Origin of the sequence: Sphingobacterium sp. SG20118 (assembly GCF_044740685.1) — a bacterium.
Taxonomy (GTDB): Bacteria; Bacteroidota; Bacteroidia; order Sphingobacteriales; family Sphingobacteriaceae; genus Sphingobacterium.
This window is the reverse complement of the sequence record NZ_CP172826.1, coordinates 3,332,390-3,352,875: the sequence shown is the minus strand read 5'-3', so window position 1 is coordinate 3,352,875 and position 20,486 is coordinate 3,332,390. Positions and strand designations below refer to the sequence as shown.

The 20,486-nt window shown below is 37.9% G+C and carries 20 protein-coding genes; 6 read left to right on the top strand and 14 right to left on the bottom strand.

From position 1 onward, the window contains the following. Nucleotides 1-199: 199 nt before the first annotated feature. From ACFX5U_RS15575 to ACFX5U_RS15550, 6 genes are all read right to left on the bottom strand, one after another. Nucleotides 200-454: a hypothetical protein gene (locus tag ACFX5U_RS15575; RefSeq protein ID WP_280566180.1), complete on the bottom strand. Its 255-nt coding sequence runs from the start codon at nucleotides 452-454 to the stop codon at nucleotides 200-202. Nucleotides 455-490: 36 nt separating this feature from the next. Further along, nucleotides 491-913 carry a MauE/DoxX family redox-associated membrane protein gene (locus tag ACFX5U_RS15570; protein ID WP_400261333.1) on the bottom strand — a complete coding sequence of 141 codons (423 nt, stop codon included), beginning with the start codon at nucleotides 911-913 and terminating at the stop codon, nucleotides 491-493. A gap of 875 nt (nucleotides 914-1,788) precedes the next feature. Continuing rightward, nucleotides 1,789-1,968: a hypothetical protein gene (locus tag ACFX5U_RS15565; RefSeq protein WP_400261332.1), complete on the bottom strand. Its 180-nt coding sequence runs from the start codon at nucleotides 1,966-1,968 to the stop codon at nucleotides 1,789-1,791. Nucleotides 1,969-2,701: 733 nt separating this feature from the next. Then, entirely contained in the window at nucleotides 2,702-3,997 is a 1,296-nt protein-coding gene (locus tag ACFX5U_RS15560; protein WP_400261331.1) for an ATP-binding protein, read from the bottom strand. A 274-nt stretch (nucleotides 3,998-4,271) separates the two neighbouring features. After that, the gene (locus tag ACFX5U_RS15555) at nucleotides 4,272-4,508 is read right to left on the bottom strand and encodes a helix-turn-helix domain-containing protein (protein ID WP_400261330.1); all 237 of its coding nucleotides are present in this window, start codon (nucleotides 4,506-4,508) and stop codon (nucleotides 4,272-4,274) included. Nucleotides 4,509-4,520: 12 nt separating this feature from the next. Continuing rightward, nucleotides 4,521-4,748, bottom strand: coding sequence for a helix-turn-helix transcriptional regulator (locus ACFX5U_RS15550; RefSeq protein ID WP_400261329.1), 228 nt, complete (start codon nucleotides 4,746-4,748; stop codon nucleotides 4,521-4,523). 987 nt (nucleotides 4,749-5,735) lie between these two features. Here ACFX5U_RS15550 and ACFX5U_RS15545 point away from each other — a divergent pair. From ACFX5U_RS15545 to ACFX5U_RS15525, 5 genes are all read left to right on the top strand, one after another. Next, a complete protein-coding gene (locus ACFX5U_RS15545; RefSeq protein ID WP_400261328.1) occupies nucleotides 5,736-6,299 on the top strand; it encodes a hypothetical protein in 564 nt (187 codons plus the stop codon). A 251-nt stretch (nucleotides 6,300-6,550) separates the two neighbouring features. After that, nucleotides 6,551-9,883, top strand: coding sequence for a SusC/RagA family TonB-linked outer membrane protein (locus ACFX5U_RS15540; protein ID WP_400261327.1), 3,333 nt, complete (start codon nucleotides 6,551-6,553; stop codon nucleotides 9,881-9,883). 11 nt (nucleotides 9,884-9,894) lie between these two features. Beyond that, entirely contained in the window at nucleotides 9,895-10,359 is a 465-nt protein-coding gene (locus ACFX5U_RS15535) for a hypothetical protein (protein ID WP_400261326.1), read from the top strand. Further along, nucleotides 10,289-11,254 carry a RagB/SusD family nutrient uptake outer membrane protein gene (locus tag ACFX5U_RS15530; RefSeq protein WP_400261325.1) on the top strand — a complete coding sequence of 322 codons (966 nt, stop codon included), beginning with the start codon at nucleotides 10,289-10,291 and terminating at the stop codon, nucleotides 11,252-11,254. The genes ACFX5U_RS15535 and ACFX5U_RS15530 overlap by 71 nt, the downstream gene beginning before the upstream one ends. 19 nt (nucleotides 11,255-11,273) lie before the next feature. Then, the gene (locus tag ACFX5U_RS15525; RefSeq protein ID WP_400261324.1) at nucleotides 11,274-12,527 is read left to right on the top strand and encodes a TlpA family protein disulfide reductase; all 1,254 of its coding nucleotides are present in this window, start codon (nucleotides 11,274-11,276) and stop codon (nucleotides 12,525-12,527) included. Nucleotides 12,528-12,606: 79 nt separating this feature from the next. Here the strand turns inward: ACFX5U_RS15525 and ACFX5U_RS15520 are convergent, their stop codons facing one another. The 3 genes from ACFX5U_RS15520 to ACFX5U_RS15510 all read right to left on the bottom strand — a co-directional run bounded on the left by ACFX5U_RS15520 (nucleotide 12,607) and on the right by ACFX5U_RS15510 (nucleotide 14,914). Continuing rightward, nucleotides 12,607-12,738, bottom strand: coding sequence for a hypothetical protein (locus tag ACFX5U_RS15520; RefSeq protein ID WP_400261323.1), 132 nt, complete (start codon nucleotides 12,736-12,738; stop codon nucleotides 12,607-12,609). Nucleotides 12,739-14,336: 1,598 nt separating this feature from the next. Further along, the gene (locus tag ACFX5U_RS15515; protein WP_400261322.1) at nucleotides 14,337-14,558 is read right to left on the bottom strand and encodes a hypothetical protein; all 222 of its coding nucleotides are present in this window, start codon (nucleotides 14,556-14,558) and stop codon (nucleotides 14,337-14,339) included. 122 nt (nucleotides 14,559-14,680) lie between these two features. Continuing rightward, a complete protein-coding gene (locus ACFX5U_RS15510) occupies nucleotides 14,681-14,914 on the bottom strand; it encodes a hypothetical protein (RefSeq protein WP_400261321.1) in 234 nt (77 codons plus the stop codon). 465 nt (nucleotides 14,915-15,379) lie between these two features. Here ACFX5U_RS15510 and ACFX5U_RS15505 point away from each other — a divergent pair, with 465 nt between their 5' ends. Next, nucleotides 15,380-15,532, top strand: coding sequence for a hypothetical protein (locus tag ACFX5U_RS15505; RefSeq protein ID WP_400261320.1), 153 nt, complete (start codon nucleotides 15,380-15,382; stop codon nucleotides 15,530-15,532). Between the two features lie 221 nt (nucleotides 15,533-15,753). Here ACFX5U_RS15505 and ACFX5U_RS15500 read toward each other — a convergent pair whose 3' ends face one another. The 5 genes from ACFX5U_RS15500 to ACFX5U_RS15480 form a co-directional block, all read right to left on the bottom strand. Then, nucleotides 15,754-16,350: a hypothetical protein gene (locus tag ACFX5U_RS15500; RefSeq protein ID WP_400261319.1), complete on the bottom strand. Its 597-nt coding sequence runs from the start codon at nucleotides 16,348-16,350 to the stop codon at nucleotides 15,754-15,756. Between the two features lie 138 nt (nucleotides 16,351-16,488). Continuing rightward, nucleotides 16,489-16,872 carry a hypothetical protein gene (locus ACFX5U_RS15495; protein ID WP_400261318.1) on the bottom strand — a complete coding sequence of 128 codons (384 nt, stop codon included), beginning with the start codon at nucleotides 16,870-16,872 and terminating at the stop codon, nucleotides 16,489-16,491. 565 nt (nucleotides 16,873-17,437) lie between these two features. Continuing rightward, nucleotides 17,438-18,517: a redoxin domain-containing protein gene (locus ACFX5U_RS15490; RefSeq protein ID WP_400261317.1), complete on the bottom strand. Its 1,080-nt coding sequence runs from the start codon at nucleotides 18,515-18,517 to the stop codon at nucleotides 17,438-17,440. A 391-nt stretch (nucleotides 18,518-18,908) separates the two neighbouring features. Beyond that, a complete protein-coding gene (locus tag ACFX5U_RS15485; protein ID WP_400261316.1) occupies nucleotides 18,909-19,529 on the bottom strand; it encodes an alpha/beta hydrolase in 621 nt (206 codons plus the stop codon). Nucleotides 19,530-19,547: 18 nt separating this feature from the next. Continuing rightward, nucleotides 19,548-20,483, bottom strand: a complete 936-nt coding sequence (locus ACFX5U_RS15480) for a ring-cleaving dioxygenase (protein ID WP_400261315.1) — start codon at nucleotides 20,481-20,483, stop codon at nucleotides 19,548-19,550. Between the last annotated feature and the right edge of the window lie 3 nt (nucleotides 20,484-20,486).

Below are 20,486 nucleotides of genomic sequence, written 5' to 3'. Positions count from 1 at the left end.
ATCAAAAAGCATAAACTTTAATTTTTTTAGCTTACTCTATTATCGGGTTTTCAGCGTCTCCCTTTTATCATATACACTGTGTCTTTTGTCTGATGTTAGGCGCCGTACCAACATTTACTCTTCTGAGCATTGGTACGGGGCCAACACCATAACAAAATGAATCAACTTAATAAATATCACTATGGCACAGTTTCAATTATTAATCACAATCTTTACAATCACTTCCTTTTAGCAACACATTGGTCGTACTTTTATGGTGCTCCAATGCGCAACAGATCTCTTCCTCCAGATCACAGGTAATAATCGGTTTTTTACGGTCATCGCTTGCTTGGATGGCGCAAACCATCACGTGGCCTTCACAATGTGGTGGATGATCACCATATAGGGTGTACTGGTTTCTATCTTTTGGGTCGCCGTCATTTTTGCAGCAGGGGGTGTATGTATACCAAGGCATAATCGTGGTGCTTTTATAAATCAAAAAGCGTAAACTTTAGTTTCTAAATAAATTAAATTGCTCTAATAGTACGCCCACTAGGGCAATTGCTGTCAACCAAATATTGACTTTTAAATGTTTCTTCCATCCCATTCTTCTGAAGATACCTCCACATGGACATGGATAAATGTCATATACTTGATAAATAATCCCAGAGACATAGAGCGTGAAGATCAACATCAATCCGAAGGAGCAGTACAAGCCTAATAACATGGTCTCCCGGAACAGCAACAGACAGACGATAGCAATTTCTAATATAGGAATCAACCAAGTCAAAATCGGAACCGTCCATTTCGGTATTGCCTGTGATCCTAAGATGTCGCCAAACGATTTGAGCTTAGCAAATTTTGGTACCGCTATGTACGCCCAAAGAAGGGCGAACATGGCAACGATGATATATGTAATAAGAGTCGCAATCATAATCTCAGTTTTTATCTGGTGAAATAATCTAAGACTAAGGTAAAGAGGAAAGTAGAGGGAGCGTTAGCAGATTTCTTACATTTTTTTTGCAACATCTGTTGCAAAAAAAATGTAAGAAATGCGACAGTTTTATTGTTACAAATGCGCATTTTTTATTCCAATTCAATACAAAAATCCTGTTGTACAATAAATGTCACTTTGGAGGTAGAGGTTTTTTGCGATTTTTGCTTATTTCGGCATTACGATTGTGGCAAAGCGAAATTCTGCGTGAAATTGGGAAGTTTGAAATTTTGCTTGTTTTTTTTGAAGGTTTTTCACCCAGAAATTCTACTTATGGATACGTTTTCATAACTGCTTAGCATTTGTAAGTATTTACAAGCTATTTTGCTATATGAACAGATCTATGGTAACCAGTTTTCGTTATTATTTTAGCTGTTATAAAATATTGGATCAGGGGGAAAGAAGAAGTAAACCAATTTTCTGTTACCAGGCTCGCCCTTTGTTAGCCCTTTATTCGGGAAGGGTTCAGGAAATGCATACTGTTTCCCTACAGGTGCTCTACAGTTTCCCTACAGAAACAGTAGGCGGGAGGTAGGCGCAGAGTAGAGAAAGGGTAGAGCAACTCCGAAGAAGGGGCGAAGCAAGATTTAATGGAAAAGTCCGACATTAACCTATATCCATAATAGTTAGCATGTTAATTTATTGGACTGTTGTGCGATCAAGTTTGAGTGAAGGAGGCCTAAGTAGGGTTACTTGTTCGGTTTTACTAGTTACTTCTTTGAGATAAGTGTTCACATCTTTGAGATAAGTGTTCACATCTTTGAGATAAGTGTTCACATCTTTGAGATAAGTGTTCCCTTCTTTGGAATAAGTGTTCACATCTTTGGATAGGTGTTCCCTTCTTTGAGATAAGTGTTCTCTTCTTTTGGATAAGTGTTCTCTTCTTTTGGATAAGTGTTCCCTTCTTTGGAATAAGTGTTCACATCTTTTGGATAAGTGTTCCCTTCTTTGGAACAAGAGTTCATATCTTTTGGATAAGTGTTCCCTTCTTTCATAATACTGTTCACTTATTTACAACATATGGTCACTTCTTCTTTATAAGTGTTCTCTTGTTTAGCAGAAGTTACTACTTGTTTGCAATACATGTTCACTTGTTGTCGATAAGTGTCCTGATTTTCTGAACATGTGCCCACTTGTTTGGATAAAGGGACTACTTATTTATAACAAGTGATTACTGAAACTGAAGAAGTGACTAGAGAAAGGTAACAAGTCGTCAAGGAAAGCGGCATACTTTGACCTTAAACACGTATTTTGAGCTTTAAAAGCTGGTTTGTCAATCATTGAGCAACTGGTATAACTCCAATTTTGTTAGAATGATTAATAATTGTCGGGTTAACAAAAATTCTATTATAATTTGAATTTTTGCTATGTTTGAGGTAGGAGAACTGGCAAAACTAACGCCTGAGGAAAAGTTCCATCAAAGGCACAAAGGAAACTTATAGACAAGGATTATGAATATTTTCTACATTTGCAGTGATATTCGTAGCAGTGACTTCGCAATTCTCGTAAAATTTATCGGTATTATATAACACTTTTTCCTCAGCGAAATCACGTTAACCCTCGAATGTTACGCCAAGAGCAATTGCAATTTCAGCTAACTTCTCATCTCCAATATTTTCAGATTGTTCAAGCTTTGATATAGCTTGTTTCTAAACCTCCAATTTTTCTGCTAATAATGACCTAGTCCACTTACAGCGCTTACTTTCACAATCGATGATCACCTCATAATTAGTCAAGCACGGTCCAAAATCCACTTTTTGTAGAACCTACTCTGTTTATCAACTTTGCTTTTTTAAGTTTATCTATTTGGTATTCAATACCTCTTGTGGATAGATTCGTTTTCTCGGCCAACTCTTTCCTTGTTATGTGTGGATCATTTTTTATCAGCGATAGTATAATGGCAGAGGTTCCTCGTAAAGTTTCTCCCACAGTTTCTCCCACAGTTTCTCCCACAGTTTCTCCCACAGTTTCGGCATAAACCATGACTCTGAATCCGTGTTGAAAATTTTCAAAAACCGGCTGCTTCAATCCATACTCGGCAAAACCCTTAATGATTCTTTTTATGCCCGAGCCATACTTTTCAATAAACTGAGCTTCTTTAAATGCGGCAGCAATCTTACGGTTACGTGCTTGGGACGAGTAGTCTCCTTTCACTAATTGCTCCACGGTAATATTCTCAGGAAGTCTGCCTGGATTGAAAAACTCTATATAATCGTCATATATTTTGACCGAGGAATCGCCATAGTGCATATAATCGCGATGCACGATCATATTGATAACAATTTCTCTTAATGCATCCATTGGGTACTGCCAGCGTTCTTCTCGACGTGGATCTCCTGTGATTATATAACCTTTATTGATATGTTTTCTGATGAAATCCAGTACGAGATCCACCTCACTAAAGAGATCCGCTCTTACTGTTGCGCCATCTTTTATACTAGTAGGGGTCGAAAAACGACCTAATTCTATCGTCGTATCAAAGACATCGCCGTCGGCGAACATTAGATACGCTGCATTGGTTACCTGATCATTTTTTATTAGCTCATATTTGTTAAGAACCGTCAGCGGATCATCTGTTATGATGTAAGGTCTATCATTGTTGCAATTGGAAATAAAAACACTAACCTTTTCTAGAGATATGCGGTCAATAGTTTTTTCGGGATTGATATAGCTATCCCAGCTCGTGTTGAAAGATCGCAAATGCATATCTGCAATTTCCACTAGTGATAAAAGGTGATTGGAATTATTAACCCTTTTGTAATAACGTCCTTTAAATGCCACTGGTTTTATTGGGAATTCTTTGATCGATAGTTCGACTGCTACAGCACCCTTAATCTCAATACATATGCAATCAGGGATGATACTAGGGTGTGTTTTATTTTTGACCTCATTGCTCCAGTTTTGTAAAGACTCATCGCCCACCGAGAATCTTTTGACTGGATTACCTTTATCATCTATACCGATCAGAAACCCGTCCACCTTTGGTATTGGCAAAAGCAGATAACGATTCAATAACGCTGTCATTAAAAGAGCTTTTAAATTCAGTATGTAGATCTTCTTTTAGGTTCTTTGTCATAATCAGTTATAATTAATTGCGTTTATTAACCGCCGGATATGCGTTTGCATTTTGTCTACGTTACAATTTAATTTTAAAGCGCAGCGGTAGCGGATAAAAGTTACAAGCTCTTTCTTACTTTTGTGTTGTTATGCTTGGTCAAGCATCTTTCCTTTGGTAGCCGTAACCAAGTCAAGGTTTAAGCTCCGGTCGTATCCGGGGTTTTATTTTTTAATACCTATTCTATTGCTCAATATCTGGTGATTCAAACGGTACGACCAATGCTAAGATTTCTTCATCGGATAGAGTAGCGTATTTGCCCTTAAAATCTTCTTTTGCATTTTCAATATTGCTGATTTTGGAATCGTCTATTTTATTTAGTTTACTAGCTAGTTGTGCTTGCGTCAGCCTAGCTTTTTTACGCTCTTTTTTTAGATTATAACCAATTCTTTTGTATTCATCTGAAAATTTATTTATCATATAATCAGTTTGTTAGGATTTCCTGTCTTTTGTCCACCCGCTTTGGTATAACAAGTTTCTAATATCTTCTTGAAGAAACTCAGCTATATGATTAAGTGTATTTAAAGTAGGTTGTTGTTTATTATTTACCCATCTCGAAACAGTCTCTTTTTTCACTTTCAAATGAATAACTAAGTCATTGTTTTTCATCCCTTTTTCTTCTAAAACTTCCGATATCCGATTTATTTTATTTTCCGACATAATTTATTTTAAATAAAAGTTGATTTTTAAAATCAACTTTAGTATATTTGTATATGATTAGTAAATAACTAATTCAATTTTGTTTGAGCTGTAATTGGGTAAAACCTAATTAACTGAATGAGTCTCTAACTTTTCGATTGATACCCGAGAAAGAGGCAGTAAGATTAGCTCATTTCCTACGGATATTATATCTTTGTATATAATGTAGGGATTGGGCCTTGCTGTGAAGTCACTTTCGGGTATCCCCTAAAGATTTATCTTTTGGGCTGAGCTAAAGCTTAGGCTTTAGTGAAAAGAGTGATGGAGCAAGCCCATCCTTTCATTTTAGACTCGTTCGCATAAAACCAAAAATTATGAGAACGATTAAAAACCAAATTCAAATCCTCCAATACCCACTCAAAAGTCAGGGTAGTAGGACTTACCGAATTCCACCACCATTAAAGAACGTTATCATTCCACCTGAATGATGACATCTTGGAAATAAAAACCAAAAAGGGGGATAGGAACAGTTTTGCTCCTACAATTGTATTTAACTGTACAAATGATAAAACCCTGATAACGGTTTTTACCGATTCATACTATAGCAATTCCTTATTTAGTTAATAATTCTTAAAATGCTCTTTCAAGCGTCAGACACTTTAAAAGTAGCACTAAAGAATTAGATTACCAAATATTCTAATGCAATATGGTATAGTTTATCTATACTTATGTGAGTGGTTTTTTATTTATTATTATGAAATGCAATACCGATAGCCAATTATAATACGTAACGAAGACGTACAATTGCATTTTTTCCATCTTATTTATTAACTATTGATTGGTTGAACAGGGAACATAGTGCCTAATTTTTAGCTTCCCATTCGCGTTCAATTAAACATTAATATCATGCAAAAAATCTGCAATAGGGAGAGCTATGCGCTATCCCCGAGGGAAGATATGTCTTTTGTTTTGAGTGAAATACCTGTTCCAATTATTTAAAAACCAGTTATGATAACAGATTTACCAGAACGATCTTTTAAAGAACTGAGGTTTGATCTCGTGTGCGGTCTATCTCCAAAATCATTGAAGTATATCATGGGGGAGCGCCCCAAACAACCCTATTATTCGCTGTTGATAGACTTGTTGGAGGCTACGGAATCATTCAGTATGGTCGTGCGCAATGACAGTACCGATGTACTGCGGATATCTTTGATCAGCATGGAGGTGTATGAGATCTACCTATTTGCCTTAGGCTTGCCGACAGACTTTCCGACCAATCGGATATTGGTACTCGGTGAGGAGCGCGAAAAGTTGGTGCCCAATGATAAATTGGTGAAAACTCCATGTTATTGCTATGAACTGTCTGTACCTGCTAAAACAGAGCGCGAAGAATACCGTCAGCGGATACTGAACGATATGAACAAACACTTTCAGTTAGATGTAAGAGTCGAGAAATTGGCCGTTGTTCAAGGCAGTCGACCAGTTTTGACCAATGATGGCGAGTCAGTTGAACTCATCTGGGAGGAGCAGTTGATGATGATCATAAAGTCTAACAAAGTTAATCCTTCCTGATATCATGATAAGACAGACTAAAGTTCCGCCATAACAGGTAGGATTGCAAGTCATCAAGGATGACTTCAAATCGATGAAAGCGTGCTGATAACCAATTATGATAAATTAAATCCAGACGTATAACGCTTTTCGATTCCAACCTTTTATTATAGCCTGAGCGCAAGCTTACGGACTCCTGACTAGCTTCGATTGGAAGCTATCCTGGATGTCTATTGCCATCAGGTAAATGCCAAATTTAACCTTACTAAAAAATGATAAATTTTATTAGGAGTGGGAGAGTACATGCCTATTTTAAGGGTATTCTCCACTCCATTTTTAACCTAAAAAACAAGTGCAGTAAGCTAGGGATAGCACGTCGATATCCTATTTTACTGTTGCTGATGACGTTCGGAGCTTTAATTAGTCAAGCCCAGAGCAAGCAAAGTTACGTACTGCAGGGAACCGTCGTATCCGCAGTGGACAAGAAACCACTGCAAGGCGTATCCATCAAAGTCGAAGCCGAAAAGGGCAGGAGCTCCACTCGGAAAGATGGAACCTACAGCCTAAATGTCGAGTATAGAAAAGGCTTGGTGAAGTTCAGTTACGTCGGATACAAAAGCCAAGAACTCAATTATACCGCAGAAGTATCATTAACCGTGAAATTGATACCTGAAGATAATCAACTTGATGAAGTAGAGGTGGTATCTACAGGTTTCCAGAAAATACCAAAAGAACGAGCAACCGGAAGCTTTGAATTTGTAGACAATAAGTTGTTCAACCGTAAGGTGTCTACTGATTTTGTGAGTCGACTGGAGGATGTGGTGCCGGGGATTATGGCTGATAAGACAGGAAATAGTAGAGGAGACTATTTAGGTATTAATGTAAGAGGTTTAAGCACTTTGCGTTCTGAAAGATGGCCGCTAGTTGTCATTGATGGCGTCCCTTATGAAAATAAAAGTGCTGATGTCGGAAAAGGTGCCTTCAATAATATCAATCCGAATGATATCGAAAACATTACGGTTTTGAAAGATGCAGCCGCATCTTCCATTTGGGGAGCTCAGTCTGGAAATGGGGTTATTGTAATCACCACAAAGCGAGGAAAATTTAATGAACGTACGCAACTTAGTTTCAATTCAAACATTAGTATCAAGGCAAAACCAGACCTATATTACTACCCTCAAATGAAGACTTCGGATTATATCGATGCACAACAGTATTTATTTGACCATGGAAAATACAATAGTTGGTTCAGAGATAAATTTTACAATCCGCAACCAGCGCTATGGCTCATGTACAATAAAAAGAATGGAGATCTATCGGAATCGGATTTCAATAAGGAAATTGCAATCATGAAGAACAGTGATTTGCGGGATGATTTTTTGAAATATATCTATCGTAATGCCGTTAATCAACAATATCATGCGCAACTGCAATCGGGAGGAGAAAAGGTCAATACCCTTTTTTCAGCAGGCTACGATAAAAACTTAAATGATATCATTACTTCCTCTTTCAGTCGCTTGAACCTCAAGTCGAATACGCAGTTCAAGCCCTTGAAAAATATGGTGTTGGATTTAGGGCTGATGTATACTGATTTAAGAAATATAGAAGCTCAATTACCTGTACGGTACAATGGATTGGCAAAGGGTATGCAAAATTATCCCTATATGCGTTTAGCAGATGAACATGGAAATCCTTTGGAAGTAAATATGGGCGGGTTTAACCCTGTTTTCAAGGATACGGTAGCCGGGGGTCGATTATTGGATTGGTCCTATTTTCCTTTGAAAGAATTGGATGATTCAAAAGAAACACAGAACATAAACGAGTTTTTTACCACGATGAATGCAGGGTATCATTTTGATTTTGGATTAAAGTTAAATATTTTGTACGCTTACCAACGATCTTCTTCTACATTTAAAGGATGGAGAGGTGTTGGTTCTTTTTTACAACGTGATTATATCAATAGTTATGCGAGTTGGAATGACAAGAAGGTTACTTGGAATCTACCAGTCGGTGACAGTTTTTATTTAGCAAATTGGGATAATCATACGCATCAGGGGCGTGCAACCGCTGTGTATCATAGAAAATGGAAAAATAAACATGAGCTGAACCTATTTTCGGGTATAGAGATGCGGAATATTGAAAAGAATGCTACGTCCAGTCAATATTTTGGTTTTAATCCAGAGACAGGGTCCTATAAACCTGTCCCCTACGGTGTATTGGTGCCCAAGTTGAATGGAATCATGGGCTCTTCTACGATTCCTGACCCCAATATGTATCAACATTTTCAAAATAATTTTATATCCTATTTTGCCAATGTTGGCTATACCTATTTAGATAGGTATATATGGAGCGGGTCTTACAGAAAAGATGCTTCCAATCTGTTTGGTGTCAAGAGTAATGATCGTGGGCAACCTTTCTGGTCCATAGGAGGAGCATGGCTATTGTCCAAAGAATCCTTTATGCAAGACAGCCCATTTGACTATTTGAAGTTGCGCAGTACTTTTGGGTATAACGGTAACATGAACAATAGAACTTCGGCCTATCCGATTATCAGTATCGCTATCAATCCAAATAGTACGACTGGGCAGAATTATGGTATGATCACGTCACCGCCAAATCCCAGTTTGCGTTGGGAACGGGTAGCGATCACGAATCTCGGGCTCGACTTTGCATTAAAGGGAAACAGGGTTTCAGGGAGTGTGGAATACTATGTCAAAAATGCAAAGGATCTAATTGCTCCAGACCGTGTTGACCCGAGTACTGGGTTTACGACTTTGATGATTAACAGTGGAAATATTCGTACCAAAGGTTGGGACGTTAGTTTGAATGCAGTTCCTATACAAGCTAAGAGCTGGACATGGAGCAGTAATTTCGTTTTTAGCCATGCACGTACCAAGGTGTTGCAATCGTATATCGAGAATGAAAATGGTAAAGATTTTATCAGTTCAGCGCAATCTAATGCAAGGACTGCAGTTACCGGTATGGATCTATATAGCCAATTGGCCTATAAATGGGCAGGTTTAGATCCTGAAACGGGTCAAGCTCGAGCTTATTTGAATGGAAAGGTGTCCAAAGATTATAATGCCATCTTAGCCTTGAAGGTACATGATCTTGAAAATTATGGTTCGACTGTTCCTGTGTATACGGGGAGTTGGCGCAATAGTATACGTTATAAAGCAATTGAACTCTCCTGGAATATTTCCTATCAATTGGGACATAAATTCTTGCGTAATTCTTTTGACAATAACCTGTTTTTAAACAGCAATATTGGACATAAGGATTACGCTTTTCGTTGGCAAAAGCCAGGGGATGAATTGGGAACAGATGTGCCTATTTTTCAATACCCTGCAGACTTAGGTAGTCAAGTATTTATGCGTTCGTCTGCTTTATTAGAGAATGGTGGGCAGATCAAGCTGCGGGATATACAGTTAAGTCTGAACGTACCTTTTGCCAATAAGTTTAAATTGAAGAATTGCCGAGTATACGCTTATGTGCAAAATGTAGGAGTTATTTGGCGTGGTAATAAGTTGGGTATCGACACTGAATATGGCTCCAATATACCTGACGCCATGCAGTCGTCTTTAGGTCTTAGTTTTAATTTTTAATCCCCGAAATCATGAAGATATACATTTCTATTTTTAGTATCTCTACGCTATTGTCATTTTGTTGCTGCACTGATTTTTTAGAGGTCAAGCCGGATATCAAGATGGTCATCCCGAAAAGTCTGGAAGATGCAAAGTTGTTGCTCAACGATTATGCAACGATGAATACCGGTTATCCCATATATGGGGAGTGGTCTGCCGATGAGTATTATATTACGGACGAAACCTTTGATGCGCGTTTAGATTTTGATCAACGCAACACTTATATGTGGATGGATGTCATTTATGATGATGCTACACAATGGCAAAAACCCTTTAAAGCTGTATTCAATGCCAATCAGATTATTGATATCATTACTAAAGGAGTAGTGGATAAGAATACTTTGGAAGCGAAGAAACCTATTGGGTGTGGCATATTTCTTTCGGGCATTTGCTTTCCAGCAATTGGTGGAAGTTTTTGCACCTGCTTATCAGGCTAAAACAGCTTCTTCAGAGATGGGGATTCCACTTCGTCTGTCACCTAATATGGATGAACCTTCTGTACGTGCTACAGTACAAGCAACGTACGATCAGATCGTACAGGATTATAAGGAGGCATCTTATCGATTACCTATTGATGAAGAGATTAAAGGACGGCCTTCACGAGCAAGTGCCTATGCCGGTTTGGCAAGAACTTATTTGGTGATGGGGAAATTTGAAGAGGCTTATGCTTATGCGGATTCATGCTTGCAATTGAACAGTACACTGATGGATTTTAACGACTTGAAGAGTGGGAACAGTTTGCCTATTGCAAGGTTTAATTCCGAGGTGCTTTTTGCTGCTATATCGGCAACCTCGGGGCCAATGAATCTCAATAATGGGTTGGTTGATTCTACATTATATAAGAGTTATGCGCCCGCCGATTTGCGCAAAGTTGTTTTCTTTCGGTTGAACACGTATCCATTAGATTCTTATGGTTTTAAAGGGAGCTATGATAATTCCATGGCGAATCTATTTGTTGGTTTTACTACAAGTGAAATCTATTTCATCAAGGCTGAGGCAGCCGCGCGAATTGGAAAAATCGACGCGGCTTTAGGAGCATTGAATACGTTAGGTGAAAGTCGATATGAATGGGGTAAATATGTTGCTGTGACGGAACAAAACCCATTATCGTTATTGACCTTGATTTTAAAAGAAAGACAAAAGGAGTTGGTCTTCCGTGGACGTCGCTGGTCGGATCTGAAAAGATTGAATCTGGATCCTCGATTTCAGAAAACGCTGACGCGAGAGATGCATGGTGTGACTTATCAACTGGAACCTAATAGCCGTACATATGCTTATAGACTTCCTGAAATCGTGGTCAATAATGGAAAAATACCACAAAACAAACGCTAATCATTAAAAAAATAGTGAAATGAAATATTTAAAACTAAAGGTACTGCTGTTTGCGATGTTGATGCTATGTGTCGATGTGATTCATGCGCAGTCAGGTAAAAAAGGAGATTTAAGTAAAGCACTTAAAGCGGGGGATACTTTTGTGCCGCCAAGTAAATTACATCATATACGTCATGCTGGAAAAATAGATTTAAAGAAATTAGCGGACAAAGTGGTCATCTTGGATTTTTTTGATACATCTTGTGGTACCTGTATACAGTCGCTGCCAAAACTGCAAAAATTGCAGGATAAGTTGAAAGATAAGATGGAAATTGTTATCGTCGCTTGGCAGGATAGGGCTACTTTGGAAAAGTTCTTTGATAAGAATGAATTTCTAAAGGAGAATAAGGTCAATCTTCCTGTGATCTATTCAGATCTGTATTTGAAAGAACAATTTCCGCACCTCACGGTGCCCCATGTAGTACTCCTCTATAAAGGAAAGGTTCAAGCGATATCGGGTAATAAGGTAGTCACTGAAGAGCATGTTTTGGAGTTATTTAATAAGGGAAAGATAGATCTACCACTCAAGAATGATTTTGGCGAAGGAGACCTGGTGGGGGCAGCTAAAGGTAGTAGACAAATAAGGGGAGTCGTTACCTTATCAGGCTATCAAAATGGTGTTCCTTTTCAATCTTTTATAAGGCAGCAGGATAGTTTGACGGGCTTGCAAAAGACATCCTTTTACAATGTCTCTAACTATAGTGCAGTACTATTTACTTGGGCCAAAATTAAAAAGGCAGATTATGTACCAAGACCGGAGCGGCTGTTGCTGAACGTAAAAGACCCGAATCAGTATGAGGATACCGCTAATGTTGGCGATGTCTGGTATGCGCAACATGCGATTTCTTATGAGCGTTTGGATTCCATACAACGTACCGATTCGGCTCAGGCACGTATCGTTCTACAAGATTTACATAGTTTTTTGGGTATCCGTAGTTACAAAACGATGAAGTATATAGAATGCCTCATACTGAAACCCTGCCCAATAAAACCTTACAAGGGGAAAGTACCACTGAATGGTTTGATATTTGAAGGCAGTTCGGTCTTCGCGGTTATGACAGATATGGGACGACAATTTCCCCCAGTTCTAGACCTGGTCAAAAGTAAGGTGGTGATAAAACTTGGGAAATACCGTAATTTGGAAGAATTGAACGAGCAGCTTGCAACCTATGGTATTGTAGCAACGATTGGGATGGGAGAGCAGGAAGTGTTGGTGATTGAAGAAGTGGAATAGTAAAAATAATATAGGGTATGATGATTCATACCCTATTCTAAGTTTAGCGAATGCTGATTTTAGACCTATAATAAGCTACCTAGATTCTAGCTTGTAAAGATACATTAAGGCCGTTAACCTGATTTTGAAGTGAATTGATCATTTCATCCTTCAAGTCTTCGGTGATAATGGGTTTACCATTACCATCATCATCGGCTTGAAGTGTACACATTTGCTGTGTCGGACTAGAACATACAATAGGAGTTGTTGCTAAAGTATAAGAGTTCGGTTTCTGACGGGTTTGATCCCGTATAATTGAAAATTGCCATAACTTTGGTGGCTTTTACAAGATTTGAAAGCCATAAAATTTATAATCGTTTAACTTATTTATATAAATATTTCGTATATTCATATTGGTTATAATCGCTCATCTTGGTAAGATGATAGTCAAATAAGAGCTTCCATGATAGGAGGCTTTTATTTTTATAGTAGTCTTTTTGTTTTCCCATACCCGCCCTTGGGGAAGGTTGTAAACTTACGTGGATACCTCATTTTTAATGGCACGAACCAATAAAAGCTAAAATTTGAATAACTAACCAATATAAAAACATTAAAAATTATGATCTCGAGTATAGGACATGACAATACCAACTGGGCATGTAGCGCAGTCCGTAGGCATAGTTGCTGTCTTTTTATCCATTGGATAAAGCTTTGCATATGCGGTATATTGAACATGTTTGTTTTCATTGTGTATGCTAATTTTAAACTGTGCTTAAAAAACTCCCCAGCTCTTTCCGAGCTAGGGAGCCATGGCTGGCTTAATTAAACGGGGCGGTAATCCCAACAGACCCATTTTACTGTTTCGAAGTGCTTACATCTTAAGAATTTCAGCCTTCTTGTTTAGATGTAAAGCAATCTTCTTTTTATTGTTGATTTGAACTAAGACTAAGGTAAAGAGGATTTTGAAGGGAGCGTTAGCAGATTTCTTACATTTTTATTGCAACATATGTTGCAATAAAAATGTAAGAAATGCGACAGTTTTATTGTTACAACTGCGCATTAATTATCGATTTACAATGCATAGATATTGTAAATCGATAAAACGCATTTTGCTGTTGAAGATTTTCATCCAATTTGTGTTTTTATGGCACCCTCATTGTTCGCGGACGAAATTCTGCGTGGAATAGTGAGGATTGAAATTTTTCTAGTTTTTTTGAAGATTTCATGTCTTCAGGGATACTAGTAAACATGCTTTTATAATTCTATAGTGTCTGTAAGCTTAGGTGCAGGTTAAGTGGTGGGTATTGTAGATGGCATAGAACCGAGTTCTAAGGGAGCTTCTGAATGGGTATAAAAGATGTTTACTAAAAAAAGGATTATAAATTCTCTTTATAATCCCTTTTTAACAAAAAATAAGGTTGACAAAATTATGAAGTGGTTTTTTAGCTAGCTTATCCTCCTTTACCTTCACAAGGAATGTTATCTAAGCGCACGTTTGTTGATTCTACTTGATTATTAAGTGCATTTGTGATTTCTATGCAAAGTGGAATTGTAATAACGGGTTTTTCCATGTTATCATTAGCTTGGATTACACAAACATATTTTTTTGGGGATGAACAAAAAATTGGTATAAGTCCAATAAGTACATAATTATTGGGATCGCAGGGGGCACACGATGGAAGTATGGGTTGAAATTTGTACCAAGGCATAATGGTGCTGCTTTTTAGATAAAAAAGCTTAAACTTTAATGATATGCCTACTCTGTTATAGGATTTTCAGCAAACTCCTTACTTAGGTCATGTATTATCTATCAGTAATTAATATTTATAGCTAGGGTTTTAGAAGCACATTTGTAGTTTCAGTCCTACTGTTCACTGCATTAACAATCTCGCATACTAATAAACTGATAATAATGGGTTTTCCCATATTGTCATTGGCCTGAATGGCACAGAGAAAATTATTGGGATTTGGACATGGGGGAGGATTGTTACCATACAATGAATAATTGTTCGAATCACAGATATCTCCTCCGTTATAAATATACCAAGGCATAATTGTAGTGCTTTTATACATCAAAAAGCTTAAACTTTAATGTAACGCCTACTCTGTTATTGGATTTTCAGCAAACTCCTTTATTAGGTTCTGTATTATTTATCAATAATTTATATTTATAGCTAGGGTTTTAAAAGTACGTTTGCTGTCTCTATTCCATTTTGAAGTGCATAAATTATTTCTGCACATAAATCATCTGTAATAATAGGCTTGCCCATAAAACCAAGGGCGAATATAGCACAGAGTTGATCATTGGAGCCGGGACATGGGGGTGGGGTATTGCCGTGCAATCTATAATTATTGGAGTCGCAAGGGTCTGAAGAAGTGGTAGTCGGCATAAATAAGTACCAAGGCATAATGGTGCTGCTTTTTAAATCAAAAGCTTAAACTTTAAATTTTTAGCTTACTCTATTACAGGGTTTTCAGCAGCGCCCTTTTATCTTTAACCAGCTTTTGATTGTCGGTTTGATAATAGGCACCGTACCAACATTTACTCTTTTGTAAGGGAAGTGGTACGGGCCTAGTGATCTGAACTAAGACTAAGGTAAACAGGTTTTTGAAGGGAGTGTTAGCCGAAATCTTACATTTTTATTGTTACATCTGTTGCAATAAAAATGTAAGAAATGCGACTCTTTTATTGTTACAAGTGCGCATTTTTTATTACAATTCGATATAAAAATCCTGTAATTCAATAAATGTAACTTCGGTGGTGGAAGTTCTTTTCGTTTTCTGTTGATTTCGGCACTGCGATTGTCGCAAAGCGGAATTCTGCGTGAAATAAGAAGGTTTGTGGTTATCGTTGGTCTTTCAGTGGATTGCATGTGGACTACCATAAGGCTAGTGATGAAATTGAAAAGATCGATTTCGATATCTGGTGTAAAAGAACGCAATTGATCTTTTATACGGCATGGGAGTTGGCGAATGCTGCGACAAGGCCGGTGGTGGACAAAAAGGTGAACAATTTAGGTAGATAGGGAGGTAGCGCTCGTGTGGTTATTCTAGGTTTTTGATTTTCTTTTTAGCCCTCTCGTAGGTTTGTCTGCATATGCCCAGATGCATGGCTTTGATGGTTGAGTTGGCTACTAGGCTAAATAATGGGTTGTCTGCTTCAAGGCGGATAATACGCTCTTGTGTAGGTGCATTGAGCAATTATCAACTCTTCTATGATTTTTACCACGAAAGAGTTGATATGGAGCTAACCTTTCCGTTTTATGTGACTATAGCTTTTTCTTTTTAGACCTACGTGCATCGCTTTGATGTCCAGATTGGCAATACTACAGAACAGTGGGTTTTCCTTCTCAAACCGTATGATGCGAGCCAAAGAGGGCTCATTGAGCAACTGGATCCGATGCTGATGGGCTTGCTCATTCTGCAGGATGGTTTGTTCGATATCGGCAGATACTTCTGGAAATTCACTGCGAATGGTCAGCATATCCGGATAGCTTATCGAAGTGACGATCCCACCTTCGAGTACCTGTACATAATGACTCCGGTCTGTACCGTTCAACAGGCTCGATGCAAATAGGATAGCTTCTTTTTTCTTCCAGATCTGTGTTCCATAAATAGCATCTTTGCTCTTGCTATAGTAATAGCTGTGAACGATAGCTTGTGCAGAATACCAAACGCGCCCTTCACTGGCTGGGCCCGGCGATTCCAAATCTTGGAGTTTTAGGGCCGATTGGATCGAGAACATGGGGGCTATACGCTCAAACAATAATTGCTCGCGATCAGGAGTTAAATTGAGAATAGTCTTTATATAATGCTTGATCAGGTTGTCCTTATGTTCCTTCATGACCATTGCTTTTCACGAATCGATCTTGTATGATTTTGTGATGTAATTTAGGTTTAGCGTTTAAAAGATAGAAACGCGATTGATTTAGGTTGTTCATAATTTATTAAGTTTATTTTGATTTAAAAGGTTGATATAGGGTTATGGACGATACCGGATGAGAATCATAAGCGGTAGTGGAATTGGATTGCCCGAGCTCATCATCATAAGTGGTGAATTGGGGTCGGACATGATGATATCTTTTGCATCAGGTACATCGTCTTCGGCTAAGGTCTCTTTGTAAAAATTGATAGGTTGACCAGACTCCCAAGTCGTAGCAATGCCCTCGGCAAGCATCGATTTAAAGGAGTCGGACATACTGTTGATCTGGATGATTTGATTTTTATGTAGATCAAAATGCGTCGCCATGAATAGGGCGAAATCAAGACGGATCTGCATGATCAGAAATTGTTGCTCTGATAGAGAAAGTTGGAACAGCTCGGCCTGAAACAAACCGACTCCCTCGTTGTTAAGATTTTTTTTCATATTTTATTTTTATAATTAATGGCGTTATAAAAATCGGAACATTTTGGAGCGAAAACAAGAGCAACGTGTAGGTAATATGGATAATATACACTTTAATGCATATATTTTCCCAAATGTACAACGTGTACATCGTGCGTAATGTAGAAAATACACCGCTTATAGGACATTTGATTGCGTTACAGGAAATGGTATGATTTGTTTGGAATTATTTTATCGATTTGCAGGTGTTTTTACCATACTTTGTAAAGAAGGTAATAATCGGTTTGTAATTTTAGCGATAATTTTCTCCGTGATTAAAAAAAGAGTTAATCAAGCCGATTTATGACCTTAAAGGTGTGATATTGTTTGCTGCGAAATACTTCATATGGATGATTTCATACATATGCTTAGCGTTTGACAATATTGACAAGCTAGGGCAGGAAAGGTCTATATTTGGTGATTTAAACTAAGACTAAGATGCAGGCAATAGCCTAGCTGGCAAGCGGTTTTTGTAATGGTTATCAAACTGAATATTGTTTACTTTAAAATTGCTGCTGCTGTTGATCTGGATAAACTACTGCAGCATTTATTGAGGTGGAAATAATTCAAGTATTTTATCTTTTAATGCCTGCCCTTTTAAATCTTTTGCAATCACTTTTCCTTGTGGATCTATTAGAAAATTGCAGGGTATTGTACTTATACCATACTGGTTATGAACCTCACTGTTGCTAGCCTTAAGGTCAGAAACCTGACTCCACAATAGACCATCCGCAACAACAGCATTTATCCACTTATCTTTTTTACTATCTATGGATACGCTCAAAATATCAAAGTTTGAATCTTTGTATTCACTATAAACGGTCAACAGATTTGGATGTTCTTGTCTACAGGGTAGGCACCAGGATGCCCAAAAGTCCAATAATAAATATTTCCCTCTGTATTTTGATAGCTTGATTTTATTCTCATGCATATCCATCATTTCAAATTCTGGCGCTAGAGCACCAACAGATACCCTATTTTTTTTCAGAAACATTTGTTTCGCAATTTCAGCCTCAGGCAACTGTTGCAGGTCTGGTGAAAGTAAATGGAATACTTGTTGCGCTTGATGGATATAGTTATTATCTCTTGCTATGTTGTTAACGATATCAAGACTGACAAATGAACTCGTATATTCTTTTGCAAAAGTCAATTGAATATCAAAGCTTTTATAATAATTAGCTTCAATTAATTTGCTGTTGTTAATGACCAATAAGGTGTCTTTTCGCTCTTCATCGCTAAAGAAATCAGGGTCTTTTATCAATTGACGTTCCTTATTCAAAGGTGCTAATCTCGCCTTTAATAGCTGAAAGGTATTATTCTGTGCAGTACCGCTTATGACCGAATTTTGTAAAGTATCCGGGCTAATGACTTTAACTACTCCTTTTTCAAGATATAGGGTTGTAAGATCATTTATAAAATCATAATTGTGGGTAGGGTTTTGATTTCTATATAAATTGGCCTTTATTGGAGTGTTATTGATATTCCCCTTAAATCTAAAACTGTTATTCTTGACGATAGTAGAATCCAACACATATCGTCCCTCAATTCTATAGCTCAAATAGATGATATCGTTATCAATTATTTGCTTTCCACGACCCTCTATTTGAAACTTTTGTTGTGAAAACAAAAGGGTAGCAACATTGCTTATTATAAATATAATTAATAAAAATAATTTTAATCGGGCATTTATCATCCTATAGGTCTATTTGTTGGGAATATATTTTAAACCGTAAGATAGCGATTTTGAATTGTAATCTAATGGTGCTATTAAGTGGTTTATAGATATGAACTGTAATATTTTAGAGATTTCAATTTAGAATGGTCATTAATTACCGACGAGTTTGAAAACTAGAATAGAATACTATAAAATATATTGAGCCGATTGGTCATCCCACTCGGCTCATTAGTATCTTTTCCGACCTAGTTACTTACTGTTTTCCAAAAGTTGATATTAACATCTTCAAGTTGGCTTTATCCTTTTGTAGCACTATATACCTAGGTAATAAGAAACAATGTTTTTAATCTTTGAATATTAATTTATTCGTCCAGTCAATTTCATCTTTTGAGATGGTATGCGGCCTGTTTTCATAAACTTCAAGATGTACCGAGGCATTCATTTCTTCTAGCAAGGCAACGGTTTCTTTCACTCGTTCCAAAGGTACATGGGCGTCAGGGTTGCCTGTCCCAATAAAAATCGGTGTTCCGTTAAAGTCACCGGAATAGTTTGAGCGGTTTATTTCATCACCGATCAACCCTCCGGTAAAGGCCGCAACGCCGCCATATCTTTTTGCATTGCGTGTAACAAATTCCAATGCTAAGCAAGCTCCCTGTGAAAAGCCAAGAAAGTAGATGTTTTTAGTGGCAATTCCCTGCTGAATTAAATCCTCTACCACATCTTTGAGTAAGTCTAATGCAGAAGATAACCAGGGCTGATTTTGTTCGGGCTTCATCAAAAAAGAATATGGATACCAGCTGTGATTAGTGGCTTGAGGAGCAAGTAAGGCATAGCTGGCCACATTTAAATGTGAAGCAAGCGCTAGAATATCCTCAGCATCTGCCCCACGACCGTGTACCATAATAAGTACCTTTTCCGCTTCTTTCAAAGATTTGCCTGCTGTTTGTATGTTTTTACTGTGCATGATTGTTCTGTTTTATTATTACTTAATCTCAGGAAGTCCTTTTTCTATTTGATCTCGCATCGGTTCATATTGGTCCGGCAATTGCAATGAGCTTCCCAAGTTTTCTAATGTTTCATCTGTTGCAAAACCAGGATTATCTGTCGCTATTTCAAACAGCACGCCTCCGGGTTCACGGAAATAGAGCGAAAAGAAATAGTCTCGATTAATTTTCTCCGTGATTTGAAGACCCCTTGCTACTATTTTTTCTCTAATTTTCATCAATACCTCATCATTTTTCACTCGAAATGCGACATGGTGATTGGTGCCACCTGCATTTAGGCCTCTTTGTGCCTGTGGCATCTCCAGTAAATCCACTAGGGCTGCATTTTCTACAGCATCGGTTTGATAGCGGTATAAATTACCATCCTGCTCGATCTGTTTGTAACCGAATACCTCCGTTAAGATGGCAGCAGTTGCTTTGATATCGATGAGTGTTAATGTAACTGTGTGAAATCCCTTGATGGCTACATCGGCATTTATTTCAGCCGTGTTCCAACCTTTTCGATTATCTTGATGTTTAGCCTCGATCAAATTCAGCCATAATCCGTCAGGGTCTTGAAATGCTAAATGTTTTTCTCCAAACCTTTCACTGATGATATCGTGGCGGACATCGAGTTTTTCAAAACGCGCTTTCCAGAAATCCAAGCTGCCTTGGGGAACGGAATAACCAATTTCAGTAGCCATGCCTGCACCGTTCTTTCCTGGTCTAACATTTGCCCAAGGGAAGAAAGTAAGGATGGTACCTGGAGTGCCTTCCTCGTTTCCAAAGTAGAAATGGTAGGTTTGGGGGTCGTCAAAATTAACGGTTTTTTTAACCAAACGAAATCCTAAAGTTTTGGTATAAAAGTCGTAGTTGCGCTGCGCATCGCCTGCAATAGCGGTGATGTGATGCAGTCCTAATATTTTATTTTCCATGAT

What these genes read in the sequence shown, in the direction of transcription:
- ACFX5U_RS15575 (WP_280566180.1), bottom strand. Translation starts at nt 454, where the DNA reads ATGCCTTGGTATACATACACCCCCTGCTGCAAAAATGACGGCGACCCA.
- ACFX5U_RS15570 (WP_400261333.1), bottom strand. Translation starts at nt 913, where the DNA reads ATGATTGCGACTCTTATTACATATATCATCGTTGCCATGTTCGCCCTT.
- ACFX5U_RS15565 (WP_400261332.1), bottom strand. Translation starts at nt 1,968, where the DNA reads ATGAAAGAAGGGAACACTTATCCAAAAGATATGAACTCTTGTTCCAAA.
- ACFX5U_RS15560 (WP_400261331.1), bottom strand. Translation starts at nt 3,997, where the DNA reads ATGACAGCGTTATTGAATCGTTATCTGCTTTTGCCAATACCAAAGGTG.
- ACFX5U_RS15555 (WP_400261330.1), bottom strand. Translation starts at nt 4,508, where the DNA reads ATGATAAATAAATTTTCAGATGAATACAAAAGAATTGGTTATAATCTA.
- ACFX5U_RS15550 (WP_400261329.1), bottom strand. Translation starts at nt 4,748, where the DNA reads ATGTCGGAAAATAAAATAAATCGGATATCGGAAGTTTTAGAAGAAAAA.
- ACFX5U_RS15545 (WP_400261328.1), top strand. Translation starts at nt 5,736, where the DNA reads ATGATAACAGATTTACCAGAACGATCTTTTAAAGAACTGAGGTTTGAT.
- ACFX5U_RS15540 (WP_400261327.1), top strand. Translation starts at nt 6,551, where the DNA reads ATGATAAATTTTATTAGGAGTGGGAGAGTACATGCCTATTTTAAGGGT.
- ACFX5U_RS15535 (WP_400261326.1), top strand. Translation starts at nt 9,895, where the DNA reads ATGAAGATATACATTTCTATTTTTAGTATCTCTACGCTATTGTCATTT.
- ACFX5U_RS15525 (WP_400261324.1), top strand. Translation starts at nt 11,274, where the DNA reads ATGAAATATTTAAAACTAAAGGTACTGCTGTTTGCGATGTTGATGCTA.
- ACFX5U_RS15520 (WP_400261323.1), bottom strand. Translation starts at nt 12,738, where the DNA reads ATGTGTACACTTCAAGCCGATGATGATGGTAATGGTAAACCCATTATC.
- ACFX5U_RS15515 (WP_400261322.1), bottom strand. Translation starts at nt 14,558, where the DNA reads ATGCCTTGGTATATTTATAACGGAGGAGATATCTGTGATTCGAACAAT.
- ACFX5U_RS15510 (WP_400261321.1), bottom strand. Translation starts at nt 14,914, where the DNA reads ATGCCTTGGTACTTATTTATGCCGACTACCACTTCTTCAGACCCTTGC.
- ACFX5U_RS15500 (WP_400261319.1), bottom strand. Translation starts at nt 16,350, where the DNA reads ATGAAGGAACATAAGGACAACCTGATCAAGCATTATATAAAGACTATT.
- ACFX5U_RS15495 (WP_400261318.1), bottom strand. Translation starts at nt 16,872, where the DNA reads ATGAAAAAAAATCTTAACAACGAGGGAGTCGGTTTGTTTCAGGCCGAG.
- ACFX5U_RS15485 (WP_400261316.1), bottom strand. Translation starts at nt 19,529, where the DNA reads ATGCACAGTAAAAACATACAAACAGCAGGCAAATCTTTGAAAGAAGCG.
- ACFX5U_RS15480 (WP_400261315.1), bottom strand. Translation starts at nt 20,483, where the DNA reads ATGGAAAATAAAATATTAGGACTGCATCACATCACCGCTATTGCAGGC.